The sequence below is a fragment of the Polaribacter gangjinensis genome, assembly GCF_038024125.1.
Taxonomy (GTDB): Bacteria; Bacteroidota; Bacteroidia; order Flavobacteriales; family Flavobacteriaceae; genus Polaribacter; species Polaribacter gangjinensis.
Genome location: NZ_CP150662.1, coordinates 2,912,942 through 2,937,607 on the forward strand (window position 1 = coordinate 2,912,942; position 24,666 = coordinate 2,937,607).

Below are 24,666 nucleotides of genomic sequence, written 5' to 3' on the forward strand. Positions count from 1 at the left end.
TTGATTTCAAGTTATTGAAAACTGAGTTATTGAATTTAAAACTCAATTTTAACTCAATTAGTGTTGTTTTTAATGAATTTGTTACAAAAAAAATTAGTCTTTTTTTAATTGGTAAAATAAAAATAGATTGTAAATTTGCAGCGGCAAGTCCTACACAACTAGCTCCCTTTGAATCCTCCAGGGTGGGAACACAGCAAAGGTATTAGGTTGTAGCAGTGTGATGTAGATAGCTTGCCATTTTTTGTTTTCCTATCCTAAATCCTTTCCAAAGGAAAGGACTTCAAGGAACAAAATTTTTAAACTTACTACTTTAAAGATTTTTTTCTTTTTTTTGTACAATCAAAAATAAAAACTTAAAATTCAAAACTTTGAACCAACAATCCACTACTAAGAAAATTGTATTAATCACTGGTGCTTCCTCAGGAATTGGAAAATCCATTGCTAACTATTTGTCACAAAAAGGATATGTTGTTTATGGTACAAGTAGAAATCCTACAAAAGAGCTTTTACCATTTCAAGTGATTGCTTTGGATGTGTTGAAAAAAGAAACTATTGATAATGCAATTCAACAAATCATAAAAAAAGAAGGGAAAATTGATGTTTTGATCAACAATGCAGGAATGGGAATTACAGGTCCTATTGAAGATACACCTATTGAAGAAATGAGACGTGTTTTTGATACCAATTTTTTTGGTGCTTTAGACTTAATGAAATCAGTTTTACCCACAATGCGTGCACAAAAATCAGGATTGATTATCAATATAACTTCGATTGCAGGGTATATGGGATTACCTTTTAGAGGTGTGTATTCTGCCACAAAAGGTGCTTTAGAATTGATTACAGAAGCAACCAATATGGAGGTGCAACAATTTGGAATTAACGTAGTAAATGTTGCTCCAGGTGATTTTGCTACCAATATTGCAGCAGGAAGATATCATACTCCCGTTTTTGAAAATTCTGCCTACAAAAAATCGTATCAAGAAAATTTAGATTTGATGAATTCGCATGTTTCTAGTGGCATGAATCCTGAAGAAATGGCAATTAAAATTCATGAAATCATCAATACAAAAAATCCAAAAATTCATTATAAAGTTGGGAAATTTATGGAAAAATTTTCCATTGTTTTAAAACGTATTTTACCTGATAAAGTGTATCAAAAACTATTGATGAATCATTATAAATTATAAACTTACAATCAATTTTATTTTTTAATTATTCAACAAAAAATATAATTTTAACTTAAAGATTGCTCTCTAAAATTGTAACTTTGCAACACTTTTACAAACAACTCAATTTATTAAGATGAAATTTTTTATAGATACTGCAAATTTAGCGCAAATCAAAGAAGCTCAGGCTTTAGGAATTTTAGATGGTGTAACCACAAATCCATCACTAATGGCAAAAGAAGGAATTACTGGCGAAGCAAATATTATCAATCATTACAAAGCAATTTGTGAATTGGTTGATGGCGATGTTTCTGCAGAAGTAATTGCAACTGATTTTGATGGAATGGTGAAAGAAGGAGAGGTTTTGGCAGCATTGCATCCTCAAATTGTAGTAAAATTACCTATGATTAAAGATGGTATCAAAGCGTGTAAATATTTTTCATCTAAAGGAATTAGAACCAATGTTACGCTGGTTTTTTCTGCAGGTCAAGCTTTATTAGCAGCAAAAGCTGGAGCAACTTATGTTTCTCCTTTTATTGGACGTTTGGACGATATTTCTACAGATGGTTTAAACCTGATTGCTGAAATCAGAACAATTTACGATAACTACGGATTTGAAACTGAAATTTTAGCAGCTTCAGTGCGTCATACAATGCATATTATTGATTGTGCTAAAATTGGTGCTGATGTAATGACAGGTCCTTTGAGCGCTATTGAAGGTTTGTTGAAACATCCTTTAACAGACATTGGGTTGGCTCAATTTTTAAAAGATTATCAAAAAGGGAATTAAGAAAGTTTTTAGTTTTTAGTTTTTAGTATTTAGTGATTCATTAAAAAATAAAAACTGAACATTCGAAACTTTTAAATCTATAAAGATTTAAAAATTTGTATCCAAAAAAAGAGTTGGCGCAATTGATTATTTCTGGCTGTCATCAGTTTGGTATTGAGACAGTTGTGATTTCTCCGGGCTCAAGAAATGCGCCTTTAACGATAGGTTTTGTAAATCATCCATCCATCAAAACGTTGAGCGTGGTTGATGAACGCTGTGCTGCATTTTTTGCACTCGGAATTGCGCAACAAACGCAAAAACCTGTGGCTATTTTATGCACTTCAGGCTCTGCATTATTGAATTATTACCCAGCAATTGCTGAAGCTTTTTACAGCAATATTCCACTAATTGTTTTATCTACTGATAGACCAAAACATTTGATTGATATTGGAGATGGACAAACCATTCGTCAAGAAAATGTATTTGAAAATCACGTACTTTTTTCGGCAAATTTGGTAGAAAGTGATCGTTTTAAAACCAAAAATGCTCAATTATTTGGAGAAGCTTTGCAATTAGCGATTTCCCAAAAAGGACCTGTTCATGTAAATATTCCTTTTGATGAGCCTTTGTACGAAGTTACTGATGAATTACAAAAGTTTCATTTTCCACACATTTCAATGAGTTCTTTAGATAATAATCATATTGATTATGAGTATTTTGCGAAAATTTGGAATACTGCCTCTAAGAAAATGATTTTGGTTGGCGTGAATTATCCTGATGAAAAATTACACCATTTGATGGATTTGTATGCTGATGATGAAAGTGTGTTGATTTTAACAGAAACTACCTCCAATTTACATCACGAAAAAGCAATAAATTCTATTGATCAATTGATTTTTTCATTGAATGATGAAGAATTTGAATCATTAAGACCTGAAGTTTTGATTACGTTTGGAGGCATGATTGTTTCCAAAAAAATAAAATCATTTTTACGAAAATACACGCCCAATCATCATTGGAATATTGATGAGAAAAAGGCAACTAACACTTTTTTCTGTTTATCAGAATTTATTCAAATAAATCCTACTGATTTTTTTGCACATTTCAACACATTAGTTTCAAATACAACTTCTGATTATCAATCAAAATGGTTGAAAATTAGAGATGAAAAAAGGATAAAACATACTGAATTTTTATCAACTTTAATTCATTCTGATTTTAAGGTTTTTGAGCAAGTTTTGGCGAGTATTCCTGAAAATTCGCAATTGCAAATTAGCAATAGCGCCATTATTAGATATGCGCAATTGTTTACGATTTCATCCACTTTAAATGTGTTTTGTAATAGAGGTACAAGTGGTATTGATGGTAGTACAAGTACTGCAATTGGAGCTGCTTTTGGGAGTAAAAAACGAACTGTTTTTATTACAGGTGATTTGAGTTTTTTCTATGATAGCAATGGGTTGTGGAATAAGAATATTCCTAAAAACTTCCGAATTATTTTGATTAATAATTCAGGTGGAGGAATTTTTAAAATTATTCCAGGACCAAAAAGTACTAATGTGTTGGATTATTTTGAAACGCCTCATTGTTTAACTGCAGAGCATTTGGCTAAAATGTTTGAATTCGAATATTTGAAAGCTTTTTCCACAGAAACTGTACAAGAATCATTAATTTCGTTTTATAATTCGTCTGAAAAACCAAAAATTTTAGAAATTTTTACCCCAAGTAACGAAAACAGTCACATTTTAAGTCAATATTTTAAATTTATACAATAATGGATTTACAAGTAGGAGATCAAGTACAATTGATTATTGAAACAGAAACAGCTTTGGGTTTCATTGTTTTGATTGATGAAGAATTCGAAGGATTGTTGTATAGAAATGAAATTTTTGCTCCGATTGAAGAAGGAATGGAAGTGACAGGATATATCAAAAATATTCGTGAAGACGGAAAAATTGATGTATCTCTAAGACCACAAGGATTTAGAAATGTGATTGATTTGGATGTGGAAAAAATCCTTACAAAATTGAAAAATAGTAAAGAAGGATTTTTGTTATTGACAGATAAAAGTTCACCTGAATCTATTAAATTTCATTTAAACATGAGTAAAAAGGCATTTAAAAAAGCCGTTGGAAATCTTTACAAACAAAAATTGATTGTCTTAAAAGACGACCGAATTGAGTTGGTTTAATCCTATCCCCAACCATTTCCAAAGGAAATTGAGTGAAATTGATAAAAAACTGAAATATTTTTTATTATTTCTTCTAACTTTTAATATTGAATTTTAAATTTTGAAAATTTTTAATTCCCTCCAAGTCTTAAAATATTCTCATAAAAAGCATCTGCATTTGGGTCAGAAGGATCCATTTTTCCATATCCAATTTTATAATGTGTTATGGCTCTTTTTATGTTTTTTCCAGTTTCATAATATCTACCAATATAATAATCACCTAAATGCGAACTTGGATAGAGTTTTAAGATCATTTTGCCAAAATCTAACAATCGATCTCCATTTTCTTTTTCAATAATAATTTTTTCGATAGCATAAATATCTCGTTCTCTGATTCCCAAACTGCTTCCAAACAAAAATTCGATTTCTAAATATTTGTTTTCTAGATATGCAATGGCATCTAAAGGTGATAATTCTTTGATATTTTTATTGAATTCTTCTTCAGAAATAGCAGCATAAATCTCAAAAATGTTACTCAAAGCTCTCGGAATTGCCTCGCCAATTGCAGCAATTGCGTTCGAAGTTGTAATTGCATCAGCAACCACTTTAAAATTCTTAATTTCTAGGGATGATAATCCTTTTTGGACTTGTTCAATTTGTGCTTGTTTGGCGCTTGAAAGCGTGTTAGAAGTATTCAAATAATAGTAAAAAACGGTATCTTCTTTAGCAATTTTTGTCCAATCATAAGATTGTAATTGAGCTCCAATAAAATCAGAAAAATTAGTATTGATGCAAATAAACGCATTGAAAATAGGATTTGATTCCTCTAAAAAATGCGTAATTAAATTGGCTGAGTAACCTTGACCAACCAATGTTATAAAGGGTGAAGTTCTATACGTACTTTCCATGTAAAATAGAACTTCATCACGAATAAATTGATAAAAATTTGTTGCAGTTGTTGTTAATCTTCCAGTGTTTCTGTCAAATGAAATGTCAGTATTTTTGGTTTTTTCCATCGAAATTCCAACAATAATTTGTTTAGGAGCTTTATCGTTTTTTGAAAACAAAACGGAATTTCCAACGTAGATATCAAACATAGATTCCTCATCCAAAACAATGGCTAAAGGAAAATTTTTGATACTGTCTTTTTCATATCCTTCAGGAATATAAATACGTAAATTTCTGGTAGTTTCTAAAAAAGTAGATTCTATTTGCTTCTCAATAATTTGTTGCGAAAATCCAACAAAACTGAAAAGTAAAAATAATACTGATAGTGATTTCTGATTCATAAGCTAGATTGTTTATTTTTGCAAGCAATGATTTTTTGTAATAAGAACGCACAAAATACAAAATTATGATACAACCTGAATGGAAAACTGCGAAAGAATACGAAGATATTACCTATAAAAAATGCAACGGAGTAGCAAGAATCGCCTTTAACAGACCGGATGTTAGGAATGCTTTTCGACCAAAAACCACCAAGGAATTGTACGATGCTTTTTACGATGCAGGTGAAGACACTTCTATAGGAGTTGTTTTATTATCTGCTGAAGGACCAAGTTCAAAAGATGGAGTGTATTCATTTTGTTCTGGTGGTGATCAAAAAGCACGAGGTCATCAAGGTTATGTTGGTGAGGATGGATATCATAGATTGAATATTTTAGAAGTTCAAAGACTCATTCGTTTCATGCCAAAAGCTGTGATTGCGGTCGTTCCAGGTTGGGCAGTTGGAGGTGGACACAGTTTACATGTTGTGTGCGATTTAACATTGGCATCCAAAGAACATGCAATTTTTAAACAAACGGATGCTGATGTAACCTCATTTGATGGTGGTTATGGTTCTGCATATTTGGCAAAAATGGTGGGTCAAAAAAAGGCTCGTGAAATTTTCTTTTTAGGAAGAAATTACTCTGCTCAAGAAGCTTTTGAAATGGGAATGGTAAATGCTGTAATTCCACATGCGGAGTTAGAAAACACGGCTTATGAATGGGCGCAAGAGATTTTAGCAAAAAGTCCAACATCCATTAAAATGTTGAAATTTGCTATGAATTTGACAGATGATGGTATGGTTGGTCAGCAAGTTTTTGCAGGCGAAGCAACACGTTTGGCTTACATGACAGATGAAGCAAAAGAAGGAAGAGATGCTTTTTTAGAGAAAAGAAAGCCTAATTTTCCAAAAAAATGGATACCCTAAATCAATTTTAGAATTTTTAATTATGAATTAAGAATTCGAAATTGATTTAATTCTCAATTCTTAATTTACAATTTATAGAGATGAAATCACAAATCGTAACTTTTTTAATACAATGTCCTGACCAAAAAGGATTGGTGGCAAAAATCACCAATTTCTTTTTTGAAAAAGGTTTTAATATTTTGAGTTGTCAGCAATATGTAAATTCGATTGAAAATACGTATTTCATGAGAATTCGTTTGAATGCAGATGGCACAATTTTATCAAAAAAAGAATTGGAAAGCAGTTTTTTAGAATTGTCAACTCCTTTGCATTTCAAATGGTCTGTGCATTACAGTGATAAAAAACAACAAGTGGCTATTTTAGTTTCGCACACAAGTCATAATTTGTATGATTTATTAGAGAGATATAAAGAAGGAAATTTGAATTGTACTGTGAAAATGATTATCAGTAATCACGAAAAATTAAAACCAATTGCTGATATGTTTCAAGTGCCTTTTTATTATATACCAGTAATTGCAAATGATAAATCTAAACAAGAAAAACAGTTGATGGAATTGCTTGATTCACATCAAATAGATTTGATTATTTTGGCAAGATACATGCAAATTTTGTCTGCTGATTTTATCAATGCTTATCCTGAGAAAATTATCAATATACATCACTCATTTTTACCTGCTTTTCAGGGCGCAAATCCGTATTTACGTGCGTATGAGAGAGGTGTAAAATTGATTGGAGCAACTGCGCATTATGCAACAGAAGATTTGGATGAAGGGCCAATTATTGAGCAAGATGTAAAACCAGTTACACACGAAAGTACACCAACAACGTTGAAAAAAATTGGAGCAGATATCGAAAAATTGGTGTTAGCAAGAGCTGTAAATAATCATTTAAATCATCAAATAATCGTATCAGGAAATAGAGCGATTGTTTTTCCTGAAACAGGAGAATAATTTTAGTAAGAATTGTAAATTAAGAATTACGAATTTCCCAGTTTGTAATTCCTTCCCTTTTGGAAGGTTAGGATGGGCTGTAAATGAAAATAATCTGTATTGGGCGCAATTACGCAAAACATATTGAAGAATTAGCGAATGAAAAACCAGAAAATCCTGTGGTTTTCTTAAAACCTGATTCCGCTATTTTACCAAATAAAAATCCATTTTTTATTCCGCCATTTTCCAATGATGTGCATTATGAAGTAGAGATTTTAGTAAAAATTAATAAAGTAGGAAAATTTATTGATGCCAAATTTTCGCATAAATACTATGATGAAATTGGATTAGGAATCGATTTTACAGCCAGAGATGTTCAAGAAAAATGCAAAGAAAAAGGTTTACCTTGGGAAAAAGCAAAAGCATTTGATGGAAGTGCTGTTATTGGTGAATTTTATCCAAAAGAACAATTTGATTTGGAAAATATTTCCTTTCAATTATTCAAAAATGATGAGTTAGTTCAAGATGGCAATTCAAACGCTATGTTGTGGAAAATTGATGAATTGATAGCGTATGTTTCGCAATATTTCACCTTAAAAAAAGGAGATATTATTTTCACAGGAACTCCTGCAGGAGTTGGGAAAGTCTCAGAAAATGATGTTTTAAAAGGTGTTTTGGAAGGAAGAGATGCTTTTAATATTAGGGTGAAATAAGTTCAATGTAGCAATGTATCAATAAAATAATTCAGATAATTTTAAGCATTGAACTTTTAAACAACAGAAACCTTTAAATCTTAAAACATTGAAAGCAGAAATCATAACAATTGGTGATGAAATTTTGATTGGTCAAATTGTGGATACCAATTCACAATGGATAGGAAGTGAACTCAATAAAATAGGAGTTTCTGTTTATCAAATCACTTCTATTCAAGATGATCAACAACATATATTAAATGCGCTTAAAGAAGCGCAAGAAAGAGCAGATATTGTTATTATTACAGGTGGTTTAGGTCCTACAAAAGATGATATCACCAAAAAAACGATTGCTGCTTTTTTCAACGATACAGAACTTATTGAATATCCTGAAGTAATTGAACATATCAAAACCTTGTTTGCAAAAGTCAATCATCCATTTCGTGAAATTCAAAAATATCAAGCACAATTGCCATCCAAAGCAACTTTATTGAAAAATAATTTTGGTACAGCACCAGGAATGTGGTTTTTTGAAAACAATATTGTTTTTGTGTCTTTACCAGGAGTGCCTTATGAAATGAAAGGATTGATGACGAATGAAGTCTTGCCAAGAATTCAACAACAATTCCAGCTGCCTTTTATCATCCATAAAACCATCATGACCTATGGTCAAGGCGAAAGTGTCATTGCTGAAATTATTGAAGATTTTGAAAATAATTTACCTTCTCATATTAAATTAGCGTATTTACCATCTTTTGGCAGAGTTCGTTTGCGATTGACAGGAAAAGGAAATCAAAAAGAAGCTTTAGAAAAAGAGTTAGAAGAAAAAATCAAACAATTGTATCAATTACTTCCTGATATCATTACAGGTTTGGATGATGATCATTCTCTAGAAAAAACGATTGGAGATATTTTAACTCAAAAAGGAAAAACATTATGTACGGCCGAAAGTTTGACTGGTGGAAAAATTGCCGCAACTTTTGTTTCAGAAGCTGGTGCATCAGCTTATTTTAAAGGAAGTTTTGTAACCTACACAGCTGAAGCAAAAATTAATTTATTAGGAGTTTCATCAGAAACTATCAAAAAAAACACGGTAGTTAGTAAAGAAGTAGCTTTAGAAATGGCAAAAGCGGCAAAAGAAAAACTGCAAACCAATTTTGCAATCGCAGTTACAGGAAATGCAGGTCCAACAACTGATCACAATGACAAAAGTGTTGGGTTGGTATATATTGCTTTAATTACTGATGAAAAGACAATTGTCGAAGAATTTAATTTTGGTCAACCAAGAGAAAAAGTTATCAATAGAACAGTCAGTAAATCGTTAGAAATACTAAGGAAAGAATTATTTTAAAATTTCGTAAAAATATTTTGTTCAGAATTAGATTTATATGTAAATTTGCACCTCGTTTAGAGATAATACTATAAAACTGTCAAGAAGATGTCTAGAGTTTGTGAATTAACAGGAAAAAAAGCAATGGTTGGGAACAATGTTTCTCACGCAATGAATAAAACAAAAAGAAAGTTTGACGCTAATTTAATGACTAAGCGTTTTTACATTCCAGAAGAAGATAAATGGATTACCTTAAAAATATCAGCTTCTGCTTTGAAAAACATTAACAAGAAAGGTATTTCTGCAGTTATTAAAGACGCAAGAGCTAACGGATTTTTAACAAAATAAATATTAGTTTCAGTTTATAGTTTCAAGTCTTAAAACTTTCAAACTTTTAAACTTTTAAACTCGAATAGAGATGGCAAAAAAAGGAAACAGAGTTCAGGTTATTTTAGAGTGTACAGAGCACAAAGCTTCTGGACAACCAGGTACTTCTAGATACATTACCACTAAAAACAAAAAGAACACTCCAGATAGAATGGAAATTAAAAAATTCAACCCTATCTTGAAAAAAGTGACTGTTCATAAAGAAATTAAGTAAATAAACCATCTAGAACTCAGAATAGAGCACATAGATTAAAAAAGACACAAAATGGCAAAAAAAACCGTTGCATCGTTACAAACAGCATCTAAAAGATTAAGCAAAGCTATCAAAATGGTTAAATCTCCAAAATCTGGAGCTTACACTTTTGTTGAAGCAGTAATGGATCCTTCTGAAGTTGATAAGTTTTTATCAAAAAAATAAAAACTTTCTTATAAAATTATAAAGCTACTTTCTATTTCAGAAAGTAGCTTTTTTTATGGATTATAATTGCGTATTTTTGAGGATTCATTGTTGATTTTTGAGTTTGAAAATCAATTAGATGATTCCATTTTTATTAAAAAAATAAAGTACCCTATTCAAAAAGTTAGTTATTCAGTATTTAAAATATCATGAGTTTTTTTAAAAATATATTTTCAAAAGAAAAAAAGGAAACTTTAGACAAAGGTTTAGAGAAGACGAAAGAGAATTTTTTTGATAAATTATCAAAAGCAGTCGTTGGAAAATCAAAAGTTGATGATGAGGTTTTAGACAATTTAGAAGAAGTTTTAGTAGCTTCGGATGTTGGCGTAAATACCACATTAAAAATTATTGAACGAATTGAAGAGCGTGTTGCAAAAGATAAATATGTTAGCACAAACGAATTAAATAAAATTTTAAGAGAAGAAATTGCGGCATTATTATCAGAAACAAATAGCGGCAATGAGACTGATTTTACAATTCCTGCCAACAAAAAACCTTATGTAATCATGGTTGTTGGTGTAAATGGTGTTGGAAAAACTACTACCATTGGTAAATTAGCGGCACAGTTTCAAAAACGAGGTTTCAAGGTTGTTTTGGGTGCAGCAGATACTTTTAGAGCAGCAGCCATTGATCAATTGCAAATTTGGGCAGACAGAACTGGTGTGCCAATTGTTCGTCAAGAAATGGGTTCAGATCCTGCATCTGTTGCGTTTGATACCTTAAAATCAGCAGTCTCTCAAAATGCTGATATAGTGATTATTGATACAGCTGGAAGATTGCACAACAAAGTAAATTTGATGAATGAGTTGACTAAAATCAAACGAGTAATGCAAAAAGTGGTTGCAGATGCACCTCATGATGTGTTATTAGTTTTGGATGGTTCTACTGGTCAAAATGCATTTGAACAAGCAAAACAATTTACGAAAGCAACTGAAGTTTCATGTTTGGCAGTTACCAAATTAGATGGAACTGCAAAAGGTGGAGTAGTTATTGGAATTTCTGACCAATTTCAAATTCCCGTAAAATATATTGGAGTAGGAGAAGGTATTGATGATTTGCAAGTATTCAATAAAATGGAATTTGTGGATTCATTCTTTAAATAAAAAAATAAATAATAGTTCAATTTTTATGAAAAAAATAGCCATTTTAATCAGTTCATTCTTTGTTTTTTTAGCTTGTCAGCAAAAAGAAAATCCTGTTTTCTTTAAAAAGTATGATGAAACTGCTGCTTTAGAAAAACAACAAAATCATCCAAATGGAAGAATGAAATTCAAGTTATTTCAATCTAAATATTTAGATATGAATGCTGTTTTTAAACCATTTGAAAATGATTTAGCGTATTTTTCAGAACAAGAATATCAAAATTTAAAACCATTAATTTTAGAACAAGATATTCCAACGTTACAAAAAAATGTCAAAGAAGGAAAACTCACCTATGAAAAATTAACATTGTTTTACCTATACAGAATTCGAAAATTTGAAAGTGATTCAACACTATCATTAAATAGTATCATTGCTTTGAATCCTGAAGTTGTAAAACAAGCCAGAGAAAAAGATAAAAATTCTAAAAATATTTCTGATTTTTCAGTTTATGGAATGCCCATTTTATTAAAGGATAATATCAATACTTTTAATATGGCAACCACAGCAGGTGCAGTTGCTTTGCAACGAAATTTTACAAAAAACGATGCTTTTATCGTAGAAAAGTTAAAAGAAAATGGTGCCTTGATTTTAGGAAAAGTCAATTTAAGTGAATGGGCTTATTTTTTCTGTTCAGGATGCCCTTTAGGATACTCAGCCATTGGAGGTCAAACGTTAAATCCATATGGAAGAGGCGAATTTGAAACTGGAGGAAGTTCAGCAGGAAGTGGAGTTACAGTTGCTGCCAATTTTGCAGTTGCTGCAATTGGTACAGAAACTTCAGGATCAATTACTTCGCCTTCAAGTATGAATTCAGTTGTAGGTTTAAAACCTACAATTGGAATGTTAAGCAGAACAGGAATTGTACCAATTTCAAGTACGTTAGATACTCCAGGGCCAATGACTAAAAATGTGATTGATAATGCAATTTTAGCACAAGCAATGTTGGGTAAAGACAATGCAGATGAATCTTCTTTTGAAGTTAAAAAAGATGATTTTAATACTGATATAATTTTTAAAGGAAGTTTAAAAGGAAAAAGATTGGGTGTTTTACAATCACTTTTAACAGATTCAATTTATGCAGCAACTATAGAAAAACTAAAAAAAGCAGGTGCAGAATTGGTTGAACTCAATCCTCAACAACCCTCTTTTAATGGATTTATTACGCTGTTAAATATTGATATGAAACACGATTTACTCAAATATTTAGCTAATAATGCTGATAAATCAATATTTATCAAAAATGTAAAAAGTGTAGTTGAATTTAATAAAAAAGACAGTCTATTGAGAGCTCCTTATGGGCAACAATTATTTGAAGGAATTGTAAAAGACACTACCACTTTAGCTCAGTTAGAGGTTGTAAAACAAAACCTAAAATTGGATGGAGAAAATTATTTAAAAGCATTGAAAGAACAAAATCTAGACGCTATTTTGTCTATAAATAATTATCATTCAGGCATTGCTGCTGTCTCTTTTCATCCAACATTGACAGTTCCTATGGGATATAAAAAATCTGGTGAACCTATCAGTTTAACATTTGTTGGGCTTCCTTTTTCTGAAAGTAATTTACTTAAAATCGGATTTGCTTTTGAGCAATTAACCAAAGCAAGAAAAATGCCTAAAAACTATCAATAGCACCATTTTGTTTTTATAAAATGATGTAATTTTGCATCCTTAAAAATCACACTATGTTATTTGCTTAAAGCTTATAGCTTAAAGCATAAAGCCAATAAAAAATGCGCACAAAAACCATCAAAAAAAATAAAATCAATGTGGTGACTTTAGGTTGCTCAAAAAACATTTACGACAGTGAAGTGTTAATGGGGCAATTAAAAGCCAATGGAAAAAATGTAGTTCATGAAGATGAATATGATGATGGAAATATTGTAGTTATCAATACCTGTGGTTTTATTGGAAAAGCCAAAGAAGAAAGTATTGATACAATTTTGCACTACGCACAAAGAAAAGAAGCTGGTGAAATTGATAAGGTTTTTGTAACAGGTTGTTTAAGTGAGCGTTATAAGCCGGATTTAGAAAAAGAAATTCCAAATGTAGATCAATATTTTGGTACACACGATTTGCCGAATTTATTAAAAGTTTTAGAAGCTGATTACAAACACGAATTGATTGGTGAGCGTTTAACAACAACACCAAAACATTATGCCTATTTAAAAATTGCAGAAGGTTGTGACAGACCTTGTTCTTTTTGTGCAATTCCTTTAATGCGTGGAAAACACAAATCAACACCCATTGAAGATATCATTACAGAGGCTACAAAATTGGCTGAAAAAGGCATTAAAGAAATCATGTTGATTGCGCAAGATTTAACCTATTATGGTTTAGATATCTACAAAAAAAGAGCTTTGGCAGATTTGTTAGAAGCACTTGTAAAAGTTGACGGAATTGAATGGATCCGTTTGCATTATGCTTTTCCATCAGGATTTCCAATGGATGTTATTGAGGTTATGAAACGCGAACCAAAAGTGTGTAATTATTTAGACATTCCTTTACAACATATCAATTCTGAGATTTTAAAATCGATGAAACGTGGCACAACTCACGAAAAAACGACAGATTTAATTAAAAAATTCAGAGCTGAAATTCCAGAAATGGCAATCAGAACTACGTTAATTGTAGGTTATCCTGGTGAAACTGAAGCGCAATTTGAGGAATTAAAAAATTGGGTTGAAGAAATGCGTTTTGAACGTTTGGGCGTTTTTGAATATTCGCATGAAGAAAATACTGGTGCATATGTTTTAGAAGATGATGTTCCTGCTGATGTAAAATTCAGACGTGTAAATGAAATCATGGAAGTGCAATCGCAAATTTCTTGGGAGTTGAATCAAGAAAAAATTGGTAAAACATTTCGCTGTTTATTTGATAGAAAAGACGGAGCTTATTTTTACGGAAGAACAGAATTTGATTCGCCAGATGTTGACAATGATGTAATTGTTGATGCTACAAAACATTACATTAAAATCGGTGAATTTATTGATGTTGAGATTTACGATGCAGGAGATTACGATTTGTATGGAGTTCCTGTGAAGTCATAAATTCATCAGTTAATTTATTTTTACTTTTTTAATTTCTTATAATTTTAATTTTCAAAAAATCATTTCAAATTTTGCTTTTGAAAGTTTTTCTTATTGAAAAAAAGTATCTTTGTTTCAAAATTTAAACAATGACATTAATCAAATCAATTTCAGGAATTAGAGGAACAATTGGTGGAAAAACTTCAGATAATTTAACACCTATTGATGCTGTAAAATTTGCAGCTGCTTATGGCGCTTTTTTAAAAGAACGAAATCCTTCTAAAAATAAATTAACGGTTGTTTTAGGTAGAGATGCACGAATTTCTGGTAAAATGATTTCAAGTTTAGTAGCAAATACGTTGGTAGGTTTGGGAATTAATGTGGTTGATTTAGGCTTATCAACAACGCCAACTGTTGAGGTTGCTGTGCCTTTAGAAAAAGCGGATGGTGGTATTATTTTAACGGCTTCTCACAATCCAAAACAATGGAATGCTTTAAAATTATTGAATGAAAAAGGGGAGTTTTTGAATGCAATTGCTGGAGAAAGAATACTAGAATTGGCAGAAAACGAATCTTTCGAATTTGCAGAAGTAGATAATTTAGGAACTTATTCAAAAGATTCTTCATATTTAGAAAAACATATTCAAGAAGTGTTGAATTTAAAATTGGTTGATGCAGATGCTATCAGAAAAGCGAATTTTAAAGTAGTTGTTGATGCTGTAAATTCAACAGGAGGTATTTTTATTCCTGCATTGTTAAAAGAATTAAACGTAGAAACTATAGAATTATATTGCACTCCAAATGGTCATTTTCCACACAATCCAGAACCTTTAAAAGAGCATTTAGGAGATATTTCTGAGCTAGTTGTTAAAGAAAAAGCAGATGTAGGAATTGTAGTTGATCCAGATGTAGATAGATTGGCTTTGATTTGCGAAGATGGTTCTATGTTTGGTGAGGAATATACATTGGTTGCTTGTGCTGATTATGTTCTAGGACGTTTAGGAGGTGGAAATACAGTGTCTAATTTATCCTCTTCAAGAGCTTTGAGAGATATTACAAATCAACATGGAGGAACTTACACTGCAAGTGCTGTTGGTGAAGTGAATGTGGTGGCAAAAATGAAGGAAACTAATACCGTAATTGGTGGTGAAGGAAATGGCGGAATTATTTATCCTGCGTCTCATTATGGACGAGATTCTTTGGTGGGAGTTGCGTTGTTTTTATCACATTTAGCACATAAAAAAATATCTTGTAAACAATTGAGGGATTCGTATCCAAGTTATTTTATGAGTAAAAATAAAATTGAACTAACACCTGAGATAAATGTTGATAAAATACTGGATATCATGGCTTCAACTTACAGAAATGAAGAAGTAAACACGATTGATGGCGTTAAGATTGACTTTGAAAATGAATGGATTCACCTCAGAAAATCCAATACAGAACCTATCATCAGAATTTATACAGAAGCAACTTCTCAAAAAGCTGCAGATGATTTGGCAGTTCGTTTTATAAATGAAATCAAAGAAATTATCAAGTAATTTTTTATGAATTTAGAACAATTTTTTTCTCAATTTAGAGAGCACATTATTGGCATCAATCAAACTTTTAAAACTCCTTATGGAGAGCAAAAAGTGATATATGCTGATTGGACTGCAAGTGGTCGTTTGTACAGACCAATTGAAGAAAAAATTTGTAATGAATTAGGTCCGTTCGTGGCAAATACACACACAGAAACTTCTACAACAGGTGCAGCCATGACGCTTGCTTATCACGAAGCAAGGAAAATAATCAAACGTCATGTAAATGCCAATGAGAATGATGTTTTAATCACAGCTGAGTCAGGAATGACTGGAGTTGTAAATAAATTTCAGCGAATTTTAGGACTTAAAGTATCTGAAAGTTTAAAAAATCATACCACCATTCCTGATGAAGTAAAACCCATCATCTTTATTTCGCACATGGAACATCATTCAAATCAAACTTCTTGGTTAGAAACAATTGCGGATGTTGAAGTGGTTCCTGCTGATGAAAATGGCTTGGTTTCTATTGAAAATTTTGAAAATTGTATCAAAAAGCATCAACATAGAGAAATTAAAATTGTTGCAATAACGTCTTGCTCAAATGTAACAGGAATTAAAACTCCTTATCATAAAATCGCAAAATTGATTCATCAATACAATGGTTTGTGTTTTGTCGATTTTGCTTGTTGTGCGCCCTATGTTGATATCAATATGCATCCAGAAGTTGAAGAAGAATATTTAGATGCGATTTTCTTTTCGCCACATAAATTTTTAGGTGGTCCTGGAAGTGCAGGCGTACTTATTTTTAATAAAAAATTATACAAAAATATCGTTCCTGATAATCCTGGAGGAGGAACAGTATCTTATACAAATCCTTGGGGTCAACACGATTATTTTGATGATGTTGAAACTAGAGAAGATGGTGGAACTCCCGCTTTTTTGCAAACAATTAAAGTTGCTTTTGCTATTCAATTGAAAGAAAAAATGGGTGTTTCAAATATTGAAGAAAGAGAAAATGAAATCAATAAGGTTTTATTTCAAACCCTTGAAAGTTTGAAAGGTGTTCAGATTTTAGCTCCAAATCAGAAAAAAAGGCTGAGTATTTTTTCTTTTTATTTTGAAAAATATCATTTCAATTTGGTAGTAAAATTATTAAATGACCGTTTTGGAATTCAAACGAGAGGTGGTTGTTCTTGTGCAGGAACTTATGGACATTATTTATTAAATGTTGATCAAGAAACATCTACCAAAATAAAAAATCAAATTTTGCAAGGTTGTAATACCGAAAAACCGGGCTGGGTTCGTTTGTCTTTACATCCAACAATAACCAATGATGAGCTTCAATTTATTTGCAATGCTTTAAAAGAATTGGCTGATCATATTGAGAGTTGGTCAAAAGAGTACGTGTACGACAGTTCTAAAAATGATTTTTCGCACAAAGAAACTCAATCTATTGAAAAAGAACTGGTTACTTCTTGGTTTTCTTAGCAGAATAGTTGTTTAGCCACTCATCAAACCTGTCTTTGTGTTTAAATCTGTTGTGTGACCAAAGATAATTTTCAGGATTCTTTTTGATATTTTTTTCAGTAATTCGTATGTATTTTTCAGTCAATTCGTAGTTTTCAAAACTTTTTGGATCTTGAGTAATTAACTCAAATTCAGTTTCATAATAACCTCTTTTAATCTTTCTTGTATGTTGATTTATAACTACTAAATCAAACTTTTTTGACAACATTTCTAATCCTGTATGTACAGGAACTTTAACTCCGAAAAATTCTGTCCAATAAAATGTTTTTTCAACCAAAGGAGACTGATCACTTAGTAAAATATAGATTCCTTGAGTGTTATTTTGATAATTTGACATCATAACTTTTACAGTTTCAAATGTTTTAATGCCAATAATACCAAAACGTTCTCTTGATTTTTTCAATGCTTTTTCAAAATATGGATTTCTTAATTGGTTATAAGAACCATTAACAGGAATTTTGGTAAGTAAAGGTAAATTCACACACCATTCCCAATTTGCTAAATGTGCTCCAACCAAAGCGATACTTTTACCTTCTTTAACAAACGAATTCAGCAGTTCAGGATTTTTATATTTATATCTTTTTAAAATTTCATCTTTACCCATTGTAAACCCCTTTACACTCTCCATCAAAATATCCGTAAAATGCTTGAAAAATTCTTTGGATAATTGTTTTTTTTCTTCAAGACTTTTATTAGGAAAAGCATAAGAAATATTTTTTAAAACGACCTCTTTTCTGTAGCCAAAAACATGATATATCAGAAAAAATAATACATCAGAAATCATATATAAAATTCTCATTGGCAATCTCGAAAAAAGCCAAGCAAAAGGATAAACAATTCCGAAAAGTAAGAGTTGCATAAATTTTAATTAAGGTGCAAATATCTACATTTAAAATGAAATTTTCTCGTTAGAAGCTTTGCAATTTTAGTAAGTTTGTAACATGTTAGAAAATCAAAATTTAGTAGTTATCCTTATTATCATTGCAAATGTATTGTTCTCGATGAAAGGATTTGACAATTATTATTTTTTTGAAATGTATAAATTTCAAATAAATAAAATTTTAAGTGGTGAAAAAATTCGGATGATTAGCTCTGGATTTTTGCATGCAGATTGGGTTCATTTGGGTTTCAATATGTATGCTTTGTATCTTTTTGGGGATATTGTTTCTAAAATTTTAGGCGCTCCAAACTTCTTAATAATTTATTTTGGAAGCTTACTTGCGGGTAGTTTGTATACATTATATTATCATAAAAGCGAACCTTATTACAGTGCAATAGGCGCATCAGGAGCAGTTTCGGGTATTGTTTATGCTTCTATTTTGTTGTTTCCAGATATGCAATTATTATTGTTTTTTGCGATTCCAATGCCAGGATATGTTTTTGGAGTTGGGTACTTATTATACTCAATTTATGGAATGAAAAGACAGCTAGGAAATATTGGGCATGCTGCACATTTAGGAGGTACAATTGGTGGTTTTGCAATTACACTTTTGTTGGTTCCTGAATTGTTTTTAGTGAATACAATTTTTGTTTTTTTATTAGCAATTCCAATTATTCTATTATTGATTTTTGGAAATAAACTGAAAAGTTTATAGAAAAAAAAACGTTGCAAAATTGCAACGTTATTGAGCGAGAGACCGGGCTCGAACCGGCGACATTTAGCTTGGAAGGCTAAAGCTCTACCAACTGAGCTACTCTCGCAGTAAAGCAATGCAAATATAAAATCATTTTTTATTTCTACAATTTTTTATTTTAAAAAAAATATCAAAAAGTTGCTTTTATCATTCTATCATTTCCAAAAATATCTTTTCGTAGTTCAACATTTTTAAAACCTTTGTTTAGTAAAATGTCAACTGTTTGATTTCCTAGATATTGGTTGATTTCAAAAAATAATACACCATCTTTTGATAAATGTAATAGTGCTAAATCAGCAATTTTTTCATAAAAAACCAATGGGTTTTCGTCAGATACAAATAACGCTTGATGTGGTTCATTTTCCAAAACATTTTTATTCATGGCTTTTTTTTCTAATTCCCTTACATAAGGAGGATTAGAAACGATGATATCAAAATTTGATTTAGAATTATATTCAAAAAGAAAACATAAATCAGCAATTTTTAAAATATCCATTTCAAAAAATGAAATTGAAACTTGATTGAGTTCAGCATTCTTAAGAGCAACTTTCAACGCTTTTTCTGAAATATCAATTCCAGAAATAGTAGCGAAATTTATATTTTTTGCGAGCGAAATTGGAATACAACCTGAGCCAGTTCCTATATCTAAAAGAGTGATTTTAGTCGATGATTTTTTATTTAGAATTTTAACTTCATCAATAATCCAAGCAACCAATTCTTCTGTTTCTGGTCTAGGAATCAAAGTGTTTTTATCAACCAGAAAGGGCAATCCAAAGAATTCTGTTTTTCCTAAAATATATTGTATAGGTTCTTGATTTTTTAATCTCTTAAGAGCTTTGTTAAAAAGATTTTTGGTGTTTTCATCAATAATAAAATCAGATTTTAAAACCAAATCAACTCTTGTAAAACCCAAATATTCTTCTACAAGAAACAAGAAAAAAGTATCAATTTCAGTGCTAGGAAAAATATCTTTTAAGACTTCAGAAAATACTTTTTTACATTCTTTTACTGTTATCAAAATTCGGTTTGATTGCGTTTATAATTCTTTAATCATCCAAACATCACAAGAGTAATGACAAGTGTTTCCCATAGCTTTATCTAGATTTTGGAAGCCATTTTTTTTGTACAATTTTACTGCATCTTTCATATAGGGCAATGTTTCTAAGTAACAACTTTCAAATCCAAATTCTTTGGCTTTTTCTAAACAAATAGTAATCATTTTAGAACCCAAACCTTTGCCTCTTGCTTCAGGTAAAAAATACATTTTTTGCAATTCGCATACATTTCCGTCAAAATTATCTAGTTGTGCAATTCCTGCACCACCCACAACTTTTTGATCGTGTTCCAATACAAAATAAATGGCTCTTTCTTTTTGATAGGTTTCAAAAAGTTGATCTGTTGCTTTGTCTTCATAAGCAGTTCCAACAGTTGGAGCGCCCATTTCTAAAATTACATTGCGAACAACTTTTGCAAGTGCAGCATTGTCTTTTTGCTGTATTTCTCTAATAATAAACTCGTTATTTGACATTTAATACTGTATTTTTGCGAGGGCAATTTACCCATTTTAATTCATATTTTTTTATGAAAAAAGGACTCATTTTACTAGGTTTTTTAATTGCTTTTTTTAGTTGTTCAGTAAAAAAAGCACCTGTTTTTTTAAAGGTTGATGATATTAAAATTGTAACTATTGCTTCTGATACTATTCGTTTGGGAGCAAAAGCTTATTTTAATAATCCGAATAATGTTGGTGGGAAAATTTTTACAGATGACATTAAAGTAATTATAAATGGAGAAGAAGTTGCGCAAGTTTCTTCGGATATTTTTAAAATTCCTTCCAATACCGATTTTGCAATTCCATTGAAAGTTTCCATTCCTACAAAACGTGTTTTTGATACAAATAAAAACGGAATTTTGGGAAGTTTGCTAAATTCACTGCTCAATAAGTCTGTAAAAGTACAATTAAAAGGAACGTTAAATTATTCATTTTTAGGATTTAAAAAGGAATTTATTATCGATAAAACTGAGGATATTAATATCAAATTGTAAGTGAAAAATCACGAATTTTACATGCAACGTTGTTTGCAAATCGCTCAAAATGCCATCGGAATTTCCCGACCAAATCCTGCTGTTGGTGCTGTAATTGTTCATAATGATATCATTATTGGTGAAGGTTTTACTTCAGTTTATGGCGAAAGTCATGCTGAGGTTAATGCTATAAATTCGGTAAAAAATGTTGCTGTATTAAAAGAAGCAACTATTTATGTGACTTTAGAACCTTGTTCTCATTTCGGAAAAACGCCACCTTGCGCAGATTTAATTGTAAAACATCAATTCAAAAAAGTGGTAATTGGCTGCATAGATTCTAATAGCTTGGTTTCAGGAAAAGGAATTGAACGTCTAAAAAATGCAGGAATAGAAGTTATTGTTGGTGTTTTAGAAAAGGAATGCAGAGAACATCACAAACGATTTTTTACAGTTCAAGAAAAAAAGTGTCCATACATCATTTTAAAATGGGCACAAACTCAAAATGGTTTTATTGCCCCAAAAATCAAAAATTTTCAAAAACCAGTTTGGATTTCTAACCAATATTCTAGGCAATTGGTTCATAAATTTCGAGCACAAGAACAGGCTATTTTAGTAGGTACTAAAACAGTTTTAGATGATAATCCAACATTGAATTTACGAGATTGGTTTGGAAATCATCCTGTAAGAATTGTACTTGACAAGGATTTAAAAATCCCTCAAAATCTTGCTGTGTATGACAAATCTGTCAAAACAATTTTTATAACTGATGTTAAAAATGTTTATAATTCATCAGGAAACATTTTTTTTGAAGGAATAGATTTTGATCAAAACATAGCTATTCAAATTTGTGCTATTTTACAAAAACACCACATTCAATCTGTAATTATTGAAGGAGGCACAAAAACAATTCAAACTTTTATTGATGAAAATTTATGGGATGAAGCGCGTGTTTTTGAAAGTGATTTTACTTATGAAAATGGTATAAAAGCGCCAATTTTAAATGGAAAAATGATATCAGCAATTGATGTGAAAAATGATACTTTGAAAATATATACCAATGATTAAAAATATAATTTTCGATTTTGGAGACATTTTTATCAACTTAGATAAAGAAGCAACTTACAGAAAAATGACAAAGTTAGGAGTCTCTAAAATTACTCCTCAAATGATTCAAGTGTATCAAGAATATGAAAAAGGATTGATGGAAACTGCTGATTTTATCAGTTATTTTTCGTCGAGTTTTTCAATTTCTAAAAATGATTTGTTATTTGCTTGGAATGCTGTTTTATTGGATTTTCCAGAAAATCGATTGCGATTTTTACAAGAAATTGCTTTTTCAGAAAAATATCGATTGTTTTTATTGAGTAATACTAATGATTTGCACATTACATCCGTGAAAAATTCAGTTGGAATTCCTTTTTTTACAGATTTTAAAAATTGTTTTGAGCAATTTTACCTTTCGCACGAAATCAATTTAAGAAAACCAGATAAAGAGATTTACGAGTTTGTATTGGATTCAAATCAACTAAAACCTGAAGAAACCTTGTTTGTGGATGATTTAAAAGAAAATACTGATGCAGCAAAAATGTTAGGAATTCATGTTTGGAATTTGAATCCAACAACAGAAAATGTTACAGAATTGTTTGAAAAACAAAGCCATTTATTTTGATTTATTTATTGCTAAGTATCCTATTTTCATCGGGATTATTTGTCATTTTTAAGTTTTTTGAGATTTATAAAATTGATGTTTTAAAAGCGATTGTTGTCAATTACGTAATTGCTTTTATTCTTGGTTTTCTGTTTTCAGAAAGTAATTTTTCCATTTTAGAAGTTCCCAAACAACCTTGGTTTTTAGGTTCCATTTTTTTAGGAATTTTATTTATTGCAATTTTTTTTGTGATGGCAATGACATCTCAAAAAAATGGTGTTTCAGTAGCTTCAGTTGCTGGAAAAATGTCGGTTGTAATTCCCGTTTTTTTTGGAATTTTCTTATACAATGAATCTTTTTCATTTTTAAAAATTATTGGGATATTCATCGCTTTAATTGCAGTGTATTTGACTTCTTTTAGGGAACAAAAATCAACTTTACAAAAAAGTACGTTGTTTTTTCCTGTGTTACTTTTTCTTGGTTCTGGAACTATTGATACTTTTCTGAAGTATTTAGAAATAAATTTCGTTCCAAAAGACGATGTGTCCATTTTTTCAGGAAGTTTGTTTGGAATTGCGGCTATTGTTGGATCTTTATTTTTGTTGATACAACAGCTAAAACAACCAACTTCATTCGGAATTAAAAATTTAATTGCAGGAATATTATTAGGAATTCCAAATTATTTTTCAATCATTTTTTTGATAAAATCTTTACAAACAAAAGGTTTTGAAAGTTCTATGTTATTCACCATCAATAATGTAGTTATTGTGGTTTTATCAACAATTTTTGGTGTCATTTTATTTAAAGAACATTTTTCTTTGAAAAATAAAATTGGAATTGTTCTCGCTGTTTTCGGAATAATAATGGTTGCAATGTCATGATAGAAGACGTATATAAAACGATCGAAAAACCATCTCAGGAAACTCTTTTTAAAGAAAAAAGCAGTAAGTTTTTTGGGTATGCTTTTCCCATTTCTTCAGAGGAAGATGTGAAAAATATTCTTGAAAATTTAAAAAAGCAACACCACACAGCAAATCATTTTTGCTTTGCATATCAACTAGGATTTCCGGAAAAAAGATTTCGAGTTTCGGATGATGGTGAACCTAGTAATTCAGCTGGAATGCCAATTTATGGGCAAATTCAAGCTTTTGATGTTACCAATATTTTAGTAGTTTCTGTTCGTTATTTTGGTGGTACAAAACTAGGTGTTGGTGGTTTGATGAGTGCTTATAAAACTTCAGCACAACTTACTTTAGAAACCTCCGAAATTGTTGAAAAAACGGTTAATGAACAATTCAGAATTTACTTTACTTATGAGGTTATGAACAAAGTTTCACGCATTTTAAAACAATTTGATGTTTATGTGACTCATCAAAAATTAGAAGTTTCTTGTGAATATATAATTTCAGTCAGAAAAAAAGATACTTTAAAAGTATTTGAAATTTTCAGTGAAATGTATCCAATTACTATCGAAAAATTAGAATCCTAAACTTGTTAACAAGTATTCAGGACATTTTGTTGGTTTGTTAGTTTTCATATCCATAAATGCCAAAACAGAATTACCTGTGCAAATTAATTCTTGATTTTGATTAGTAATAGTGTAATCAAACTCAATTTTCACTAATGGTTTTTTAATTAAAATCGTTTCTATCGTTAAAATATCGTCATATTTTGCGGATTTGATAAAACGACAATTTAAAGAAATAACAGGAAGCATTATCCCACTGATTTCCATATCTTTGTAAGTAACACCAAGTTTTCGTAACCATTCAGTTCTACCCAATTCAAAAAACTGTGCGTAATTTCCGTGATAAACTACGCCCATTTGATCGGTTTCTGAGTATCGAACTCTGGTTTTTGTTAATGATTTTTTCAATAGGTTTAAACAATATAATTTGTGCCATTTTACATAAAAAAAAAATAATAATCAACCCCAAATACATTTTTTTATAATAAAAATTATTCACACTTTTGTAAAGCTTATGAAAAACAGAAAAAAGTTCGTTTTTTCGAATTAATAACCAAATTTTACTAACACTATTA

The 24,666-nt window shown here is 30.5% G+C and carries 27 protein-coding genes, 1 tRNA gene and 1 other RNA gene; 23 read left to right on the plus strand and 6 right to left on the minus strand.

Annotated features, from left to right (window positions below; translation table 11 throughout):
• Positions 1–141: 141 nt before the first annotated feature.
• From ffs to WHA43_RS12825, 5 genes are all read left to right on the plus strand, one after another.
• Positions 142–240, plus strand: an RNA gene (gene ffs, locus WHA43_RS12805) — signal recognition particle sRNA small type.
• 128 nt (positions 241–368) lie between these two features.
• Entirely contained in the window at positions 369–1,187 is an 819-nt protein-coding gene (locus WHA43_RS12810; protein ID WP_105045119.1) for an SDR family oxidoreductase, read from the plus strand.
• Between the two features lie 115 nt (positions 1,188–1,302).
• On the plus strand, positions 1,303–1,956 hold the full coding sequence (gene fsa / locus WHA43_RS12815; RefSeq protein WP_105045120.1) for a fructose-6-phosphate aldolase: 654 nt from the start codon (positions 1,303–1,305) through the stop codon (positions 1,954–1,956).
• Between the two features lie 95 nt (positions 1,957–2,051).
• Positions 2,052–3,710, plus strand: a complete 1,659-nt coding sequence (gene menD / locus WHA43_RS12820) for a 2-succinyl-5-enolpyruvyl-6-hydroxy-3-cyclohexene-1-carboxylic-acid synthase (protein WP_105045121.1) — start codon at positions 2,052–2,054, stop codon at positions 3,708–3,710.
• Positions 3,710–4,126 (plus strand): DNA-binding protein, encoded by a 417-nt coding sequence (locus WHA43_RS12825; RefSeq protein ID WP_105045122.1) that lies wholly within the window; start codon positions 3,710–3,712, stop codon positions 4,124–4,126. Before menD ends, WHA43_RS12825 begins: the two co-directional genes overlap by 1 nt.
• Before the next feature lie 110 nt (positions 4,127–4,236).
• Here the strand turns inward: WHA43_RS12825 and WHA43_RS12830 are convergent, their stop codons facing one another.
• A complete protein-coding gene (locus WHA43_RS12830; RefSeq protein WP_105045123.1) occupies positions 4,237–5,394 on the minus strand; it encodes an alpha/beta hydrolase-fold protein in 1,158 nt (385 codons plus the stop codon).
• A 65-nt stretch (positions 5,395–5,459) separates the two neighbouring features.
• Here WHA43_RS12830 and WHA43_RS12835 point away from each other — a divergent pair, with 65 nt between their 5' ends.
• From WHA43_RS12835 to WHA43_RS12890, 12 genes are all read left to right on the plus strand, one after another.
• On the plus strand, positions 5,460–6,299 hold the full coding sequence (locus tag WHA43_RS12835; RefSeq protein ID WP_105045124.1) for a 1,4-dihydroxy-2-naphthoyl-CoA synthase: 840 nt from the start codon (positions 5,460–5,462) through the stop codon (positions 6,297–6,299).
• Positions 6,300–6,379: 80 nt separating this feature from the next.
• Positions 6,380–7,249, plus strand: coding sequence for a formyltetrahydrofolate deformylase (gene purU / locus WHA43_RS12840; protein WP_105045125.1), 870 nt, complete (start codon positions 6,380–6,382; stop codon positions 7,247–7,249).
• An 83-nt stretch (positions 7,250–7,332) separates the two neighbouring features.
• Entirely contained in the window at positions 7,333–7,941 is a 609-nt protein-coding gene (locus tag WHA43_RS12845; protein WP_105045126.1) for a fumarylacetoacetate hydrolase family protein, read from the plus strand.
• A gap of 88 nt (positions 7,942–8,029) precedes the next feature.
• Complete coding sequence (locus WHA43_RS12850; RefSeq protein ID WP_105045127.1) at positions 8,030–9,271, plus strand: competence/damage-inducible protein A; 1,242 nt, start codon at positions 8,030–8,032, stop codon at positions 9,269–9,271.
• 87 nt (positions 9,272–9,358) lie between these two features.
• The gene (gene rpmB, locus WHA43_RS12855) at positions 9,359–9,598 is read left to right on the plus strand and encodes a 50S ribosomal protein L28 (RefSeq protein WP_105045128.1); all 240 of its coding nucleotides are present in this window, start codon (positions 9,359–9,361) and stop codon (positions 9,596–9,598) included.
• Positions 9,599–9,668: 70 nt separating this feature from the next.
• Positions 9,669–9,851 carry a 50S ribosomal protein L33 gene (rpmG, locus tag WHA43_RS12860; RefSeq protein ID WP_105045129.1) on the plus strand — a complete coding sequence of 61 codons (183 nt, stop codon included), beginning with the start codon at positions 9,669–9,671 and terminating at the stop codon, positions 9,849–9,851.
• A gap of 51 nt (positions 9,852–9,902) precedes the next feature.
• Positions 9,903–10,055, plus strand: a complete 153-nt coding sequence (locus WHA43_RS12865; RefSeq protein ID WP_105045130.1) for a DUF4295 family protein — start codon at positions 9,903–9,905, stop codon at positions 10,053–10,055.
• Between the two features lie 188 nt (positions 10,056–10,243).
• On the plus strand, positions 10,244–11,197 hold the full coding sequence (gene ftsY / locus WHA43_RS12870; protein WP_105045131.1) for a signal recognition particle-docking protein FtsY: 954 nt from the start codon (positions 10,244–10,246) through the stop codon (positions 11,195–11,197).
• Positions 11,198–11,222: 25 nt separating this feature from the next.
• Positions 11,223–12,869, plus strand: coding sequence for an amidase family protein (locus WHA43_RS12875; protein ID WP_105047221.1), 1,647 nt, complete (start codon positions 11,223–11,225; stop codon positions 12,867–12,869).
• Between the two features lie 101 nt (positions 12,870–12,970).
• Positions 12,971–14,287 (plus strand): 30S ribosomal protein S12 methylthiotransferase RimO, encoded by a 1,317-nt coding sequence (gene rimO, locus WHA43_RS12880; protein WP_105045132.1) that lies wholly within the window; start codon positions 12,971–12,973, stop codon positions 14,285–14,287.
• Positions 14,288–14,415: 128 nt separating this feature from the next.
• Complete coding sequence (gene glmM, locus WHA43_RS12885; protein WP_105045133.1) at positions 14,416–15,807, plus strand: phosphoglucosamine mutase; 1,392 nt, start codon at positions 14,416–14,418, stop codon at positions 15,805–15,807.
• A 6-nt stretch (positions 15,808–15,813) separates the two neighbouring features.
• Positions 15,814–17,277, plus strand: coding sequence for an aminotransferase class V-fold PLP-dependent enzyme (locus tag WHA43_RS12890; protein ID WP_105045134.1), 1,464 nt, complete (start codon positions 15,814–15,816; stop codon positions 17,275–17,277).
• On the opposite strand, the gene WHA43_RS12895 is transcribed toward WHA43_RS12890, so the two are convergent.
• Positions 17,258–18,175, minus strand: coding sequence for a lysophospholipid acyltransferase family protein (locus WHA43_RS12895; RefSeq protein ID WP_105045135.1), 918 nt, complete (start codon positions 18,173–18,175; stop codon positions 17,258–17,260). The two genes, WHA43_RS12890 and WHA43_RS12895, sit on opposite strands and share 20 nt — an antisense overlap.
• A gap of 82 nt (positions 18,176–18,257) precedes the next feature.
• On the opposite strand from WHA43_RS12895, the gene WHA43_RS12900 reads away from it, so the two are divergent.
• Complete coding sequence (locus WHA43_RS12900; protein ID WP_105045136.1) at positions 18,258–18,911, plus strand: rhomboid family intramembrane serine protease; 654 nt, start codon at positions 18,258–18,260, stop codon at positions 18,909–18,911.
• Positions 18,912–18,944: 33 nt separating this feature from the next.
• Here WHA43_RS12900 and WHA43_RS12905 read toward each other — a convergent pair.
• The 3 genes from WHA43_RS12905 to WHA43_RS12915 form a co-directional block, all read right to left on the minus strand.
• A tRNA-Gly gene (locus WHA43_RS12905) sits at positions 18,945–19,017 on the minus strand.
• 63 nt (positions 19,018–19,080) lie between these two features.
• Positions 19,081–19,968, minus strand: a complete 888-nt coding sequence (prmC, locus tag WHA43_RS12910; protein ID WP_262903971.1) for a peptide chain release factor N(5)-glutamine methyltransferase — start codon at positions 19,966–19,968, stop codon at positions 19,081–19,083.
• Positions 19,969–19,986: 18 nt separating this feature from the next.
• Positions 19,987–20,478 (minus strand): GNAT family N-acetyltransferase, encoded by a 492-nt coding sequence (locus tag WHA43_RS12915; RefSeq protein ID WP_105045137.1) that lies wholly within the window; start codon positions 20,476–20,478, stop codon positions 19,987–19,989.
• Between the two features lie 53 nt (positions 20,479–20,531).
• Between WHA43_RS12915 and WHA43_RS12920 the strand changes: the two genes are divergently transcribed.
• The 5 genes from WHA43_RS12920 to WHA43_RS12940 are packed head-to-tail and all read left to right on the plus strand — an operon-like array spanning position 20,532 to position 24,112.
• Positions 20,532–20,996 (plus strand): hypothetical protein, encoded by a 465-nt coding sequence (locus tag WHA43_RS12920; protein ID WP_105045138.1) that lies wholly within the window; start codon positions 20,532–20,534, stop codon positions 20,994–20,996.
• Positions 20,997–22,040, plus strand: coding sequence for a bifunctional diaminohydroxyphosphoribosylaminopyrimidine deaminase/5-amino-6-(5-phosphoribosylamino)uracil reductase RibD (gene ribD / locus WHA43_RS12925; protein WP_105045139.1), 1,044 nt, complete (start codon positions 20,997–20,999; stop codon positions 22,038–22,040).
• Positions 22,033–22,644: an HAD-IA family hydrolase gene (locus tag WHA43_RS12930; protein ID WP_105045140.1), complete on the plus strand. Its 612-nt coding sequence runs from the start codon at positions 22,033–22,035 to the stop codon at positions 22,642–22,644. The genes ribD and WHA43_RS12930 overlap by 8 nt, the downstream gene beginning before the upstream one ends.
• A complete protein-coding gene (locus tag WHA43_RS12935) occupies positions 22,641–23,504 on the plus strand; it encodes a DMT family transporter (RefSeq protein ID WP_105045141.1) in 864 nt (287 codons plus the stop codon). The genes WHA43_RS12930 and WHA43_RS12935 overlap by 4 nt, the downstream gene beginning before the upstream one ends.
• The gene (locus tag WHA43_RS12940; RefSeq protein ID WP_105045142.1) at positions 23,501–24,112 is read left to right on the plus strand and encodes an IMPACT family protein; all 612 of its coding nucleotides are present in this window, start codon (positions 23,501–23,503) and stop codon (positions 24,110–24,112) included. The genes WHA43_RS12935 and WHA43_RS12940 overlap by 4 nt, the downstream gene beginning before the upstream one ends.
• Here WHA43_RS12940 and WHA43_RS12945 read toward each other — a convergent pair.
• Positions 24,101–24,499: an acyl-CoA thioesterase gene (locus WHA43_RS12945; protein ID WP_105045143.1), complete on the minus strand. Its 399-nt coding sequence runs from the start codon at positions 24,497–24,499 to the stop codon at positions 24,101–24,103. The two genes, WHA43_RS12940 and WHA43_RS12945, sit on opposite strands and share 12 nt — an antisense overlap.
• Between the last annotated feature and the right edge of the window lie 167 nt (positions 24,500–24,666).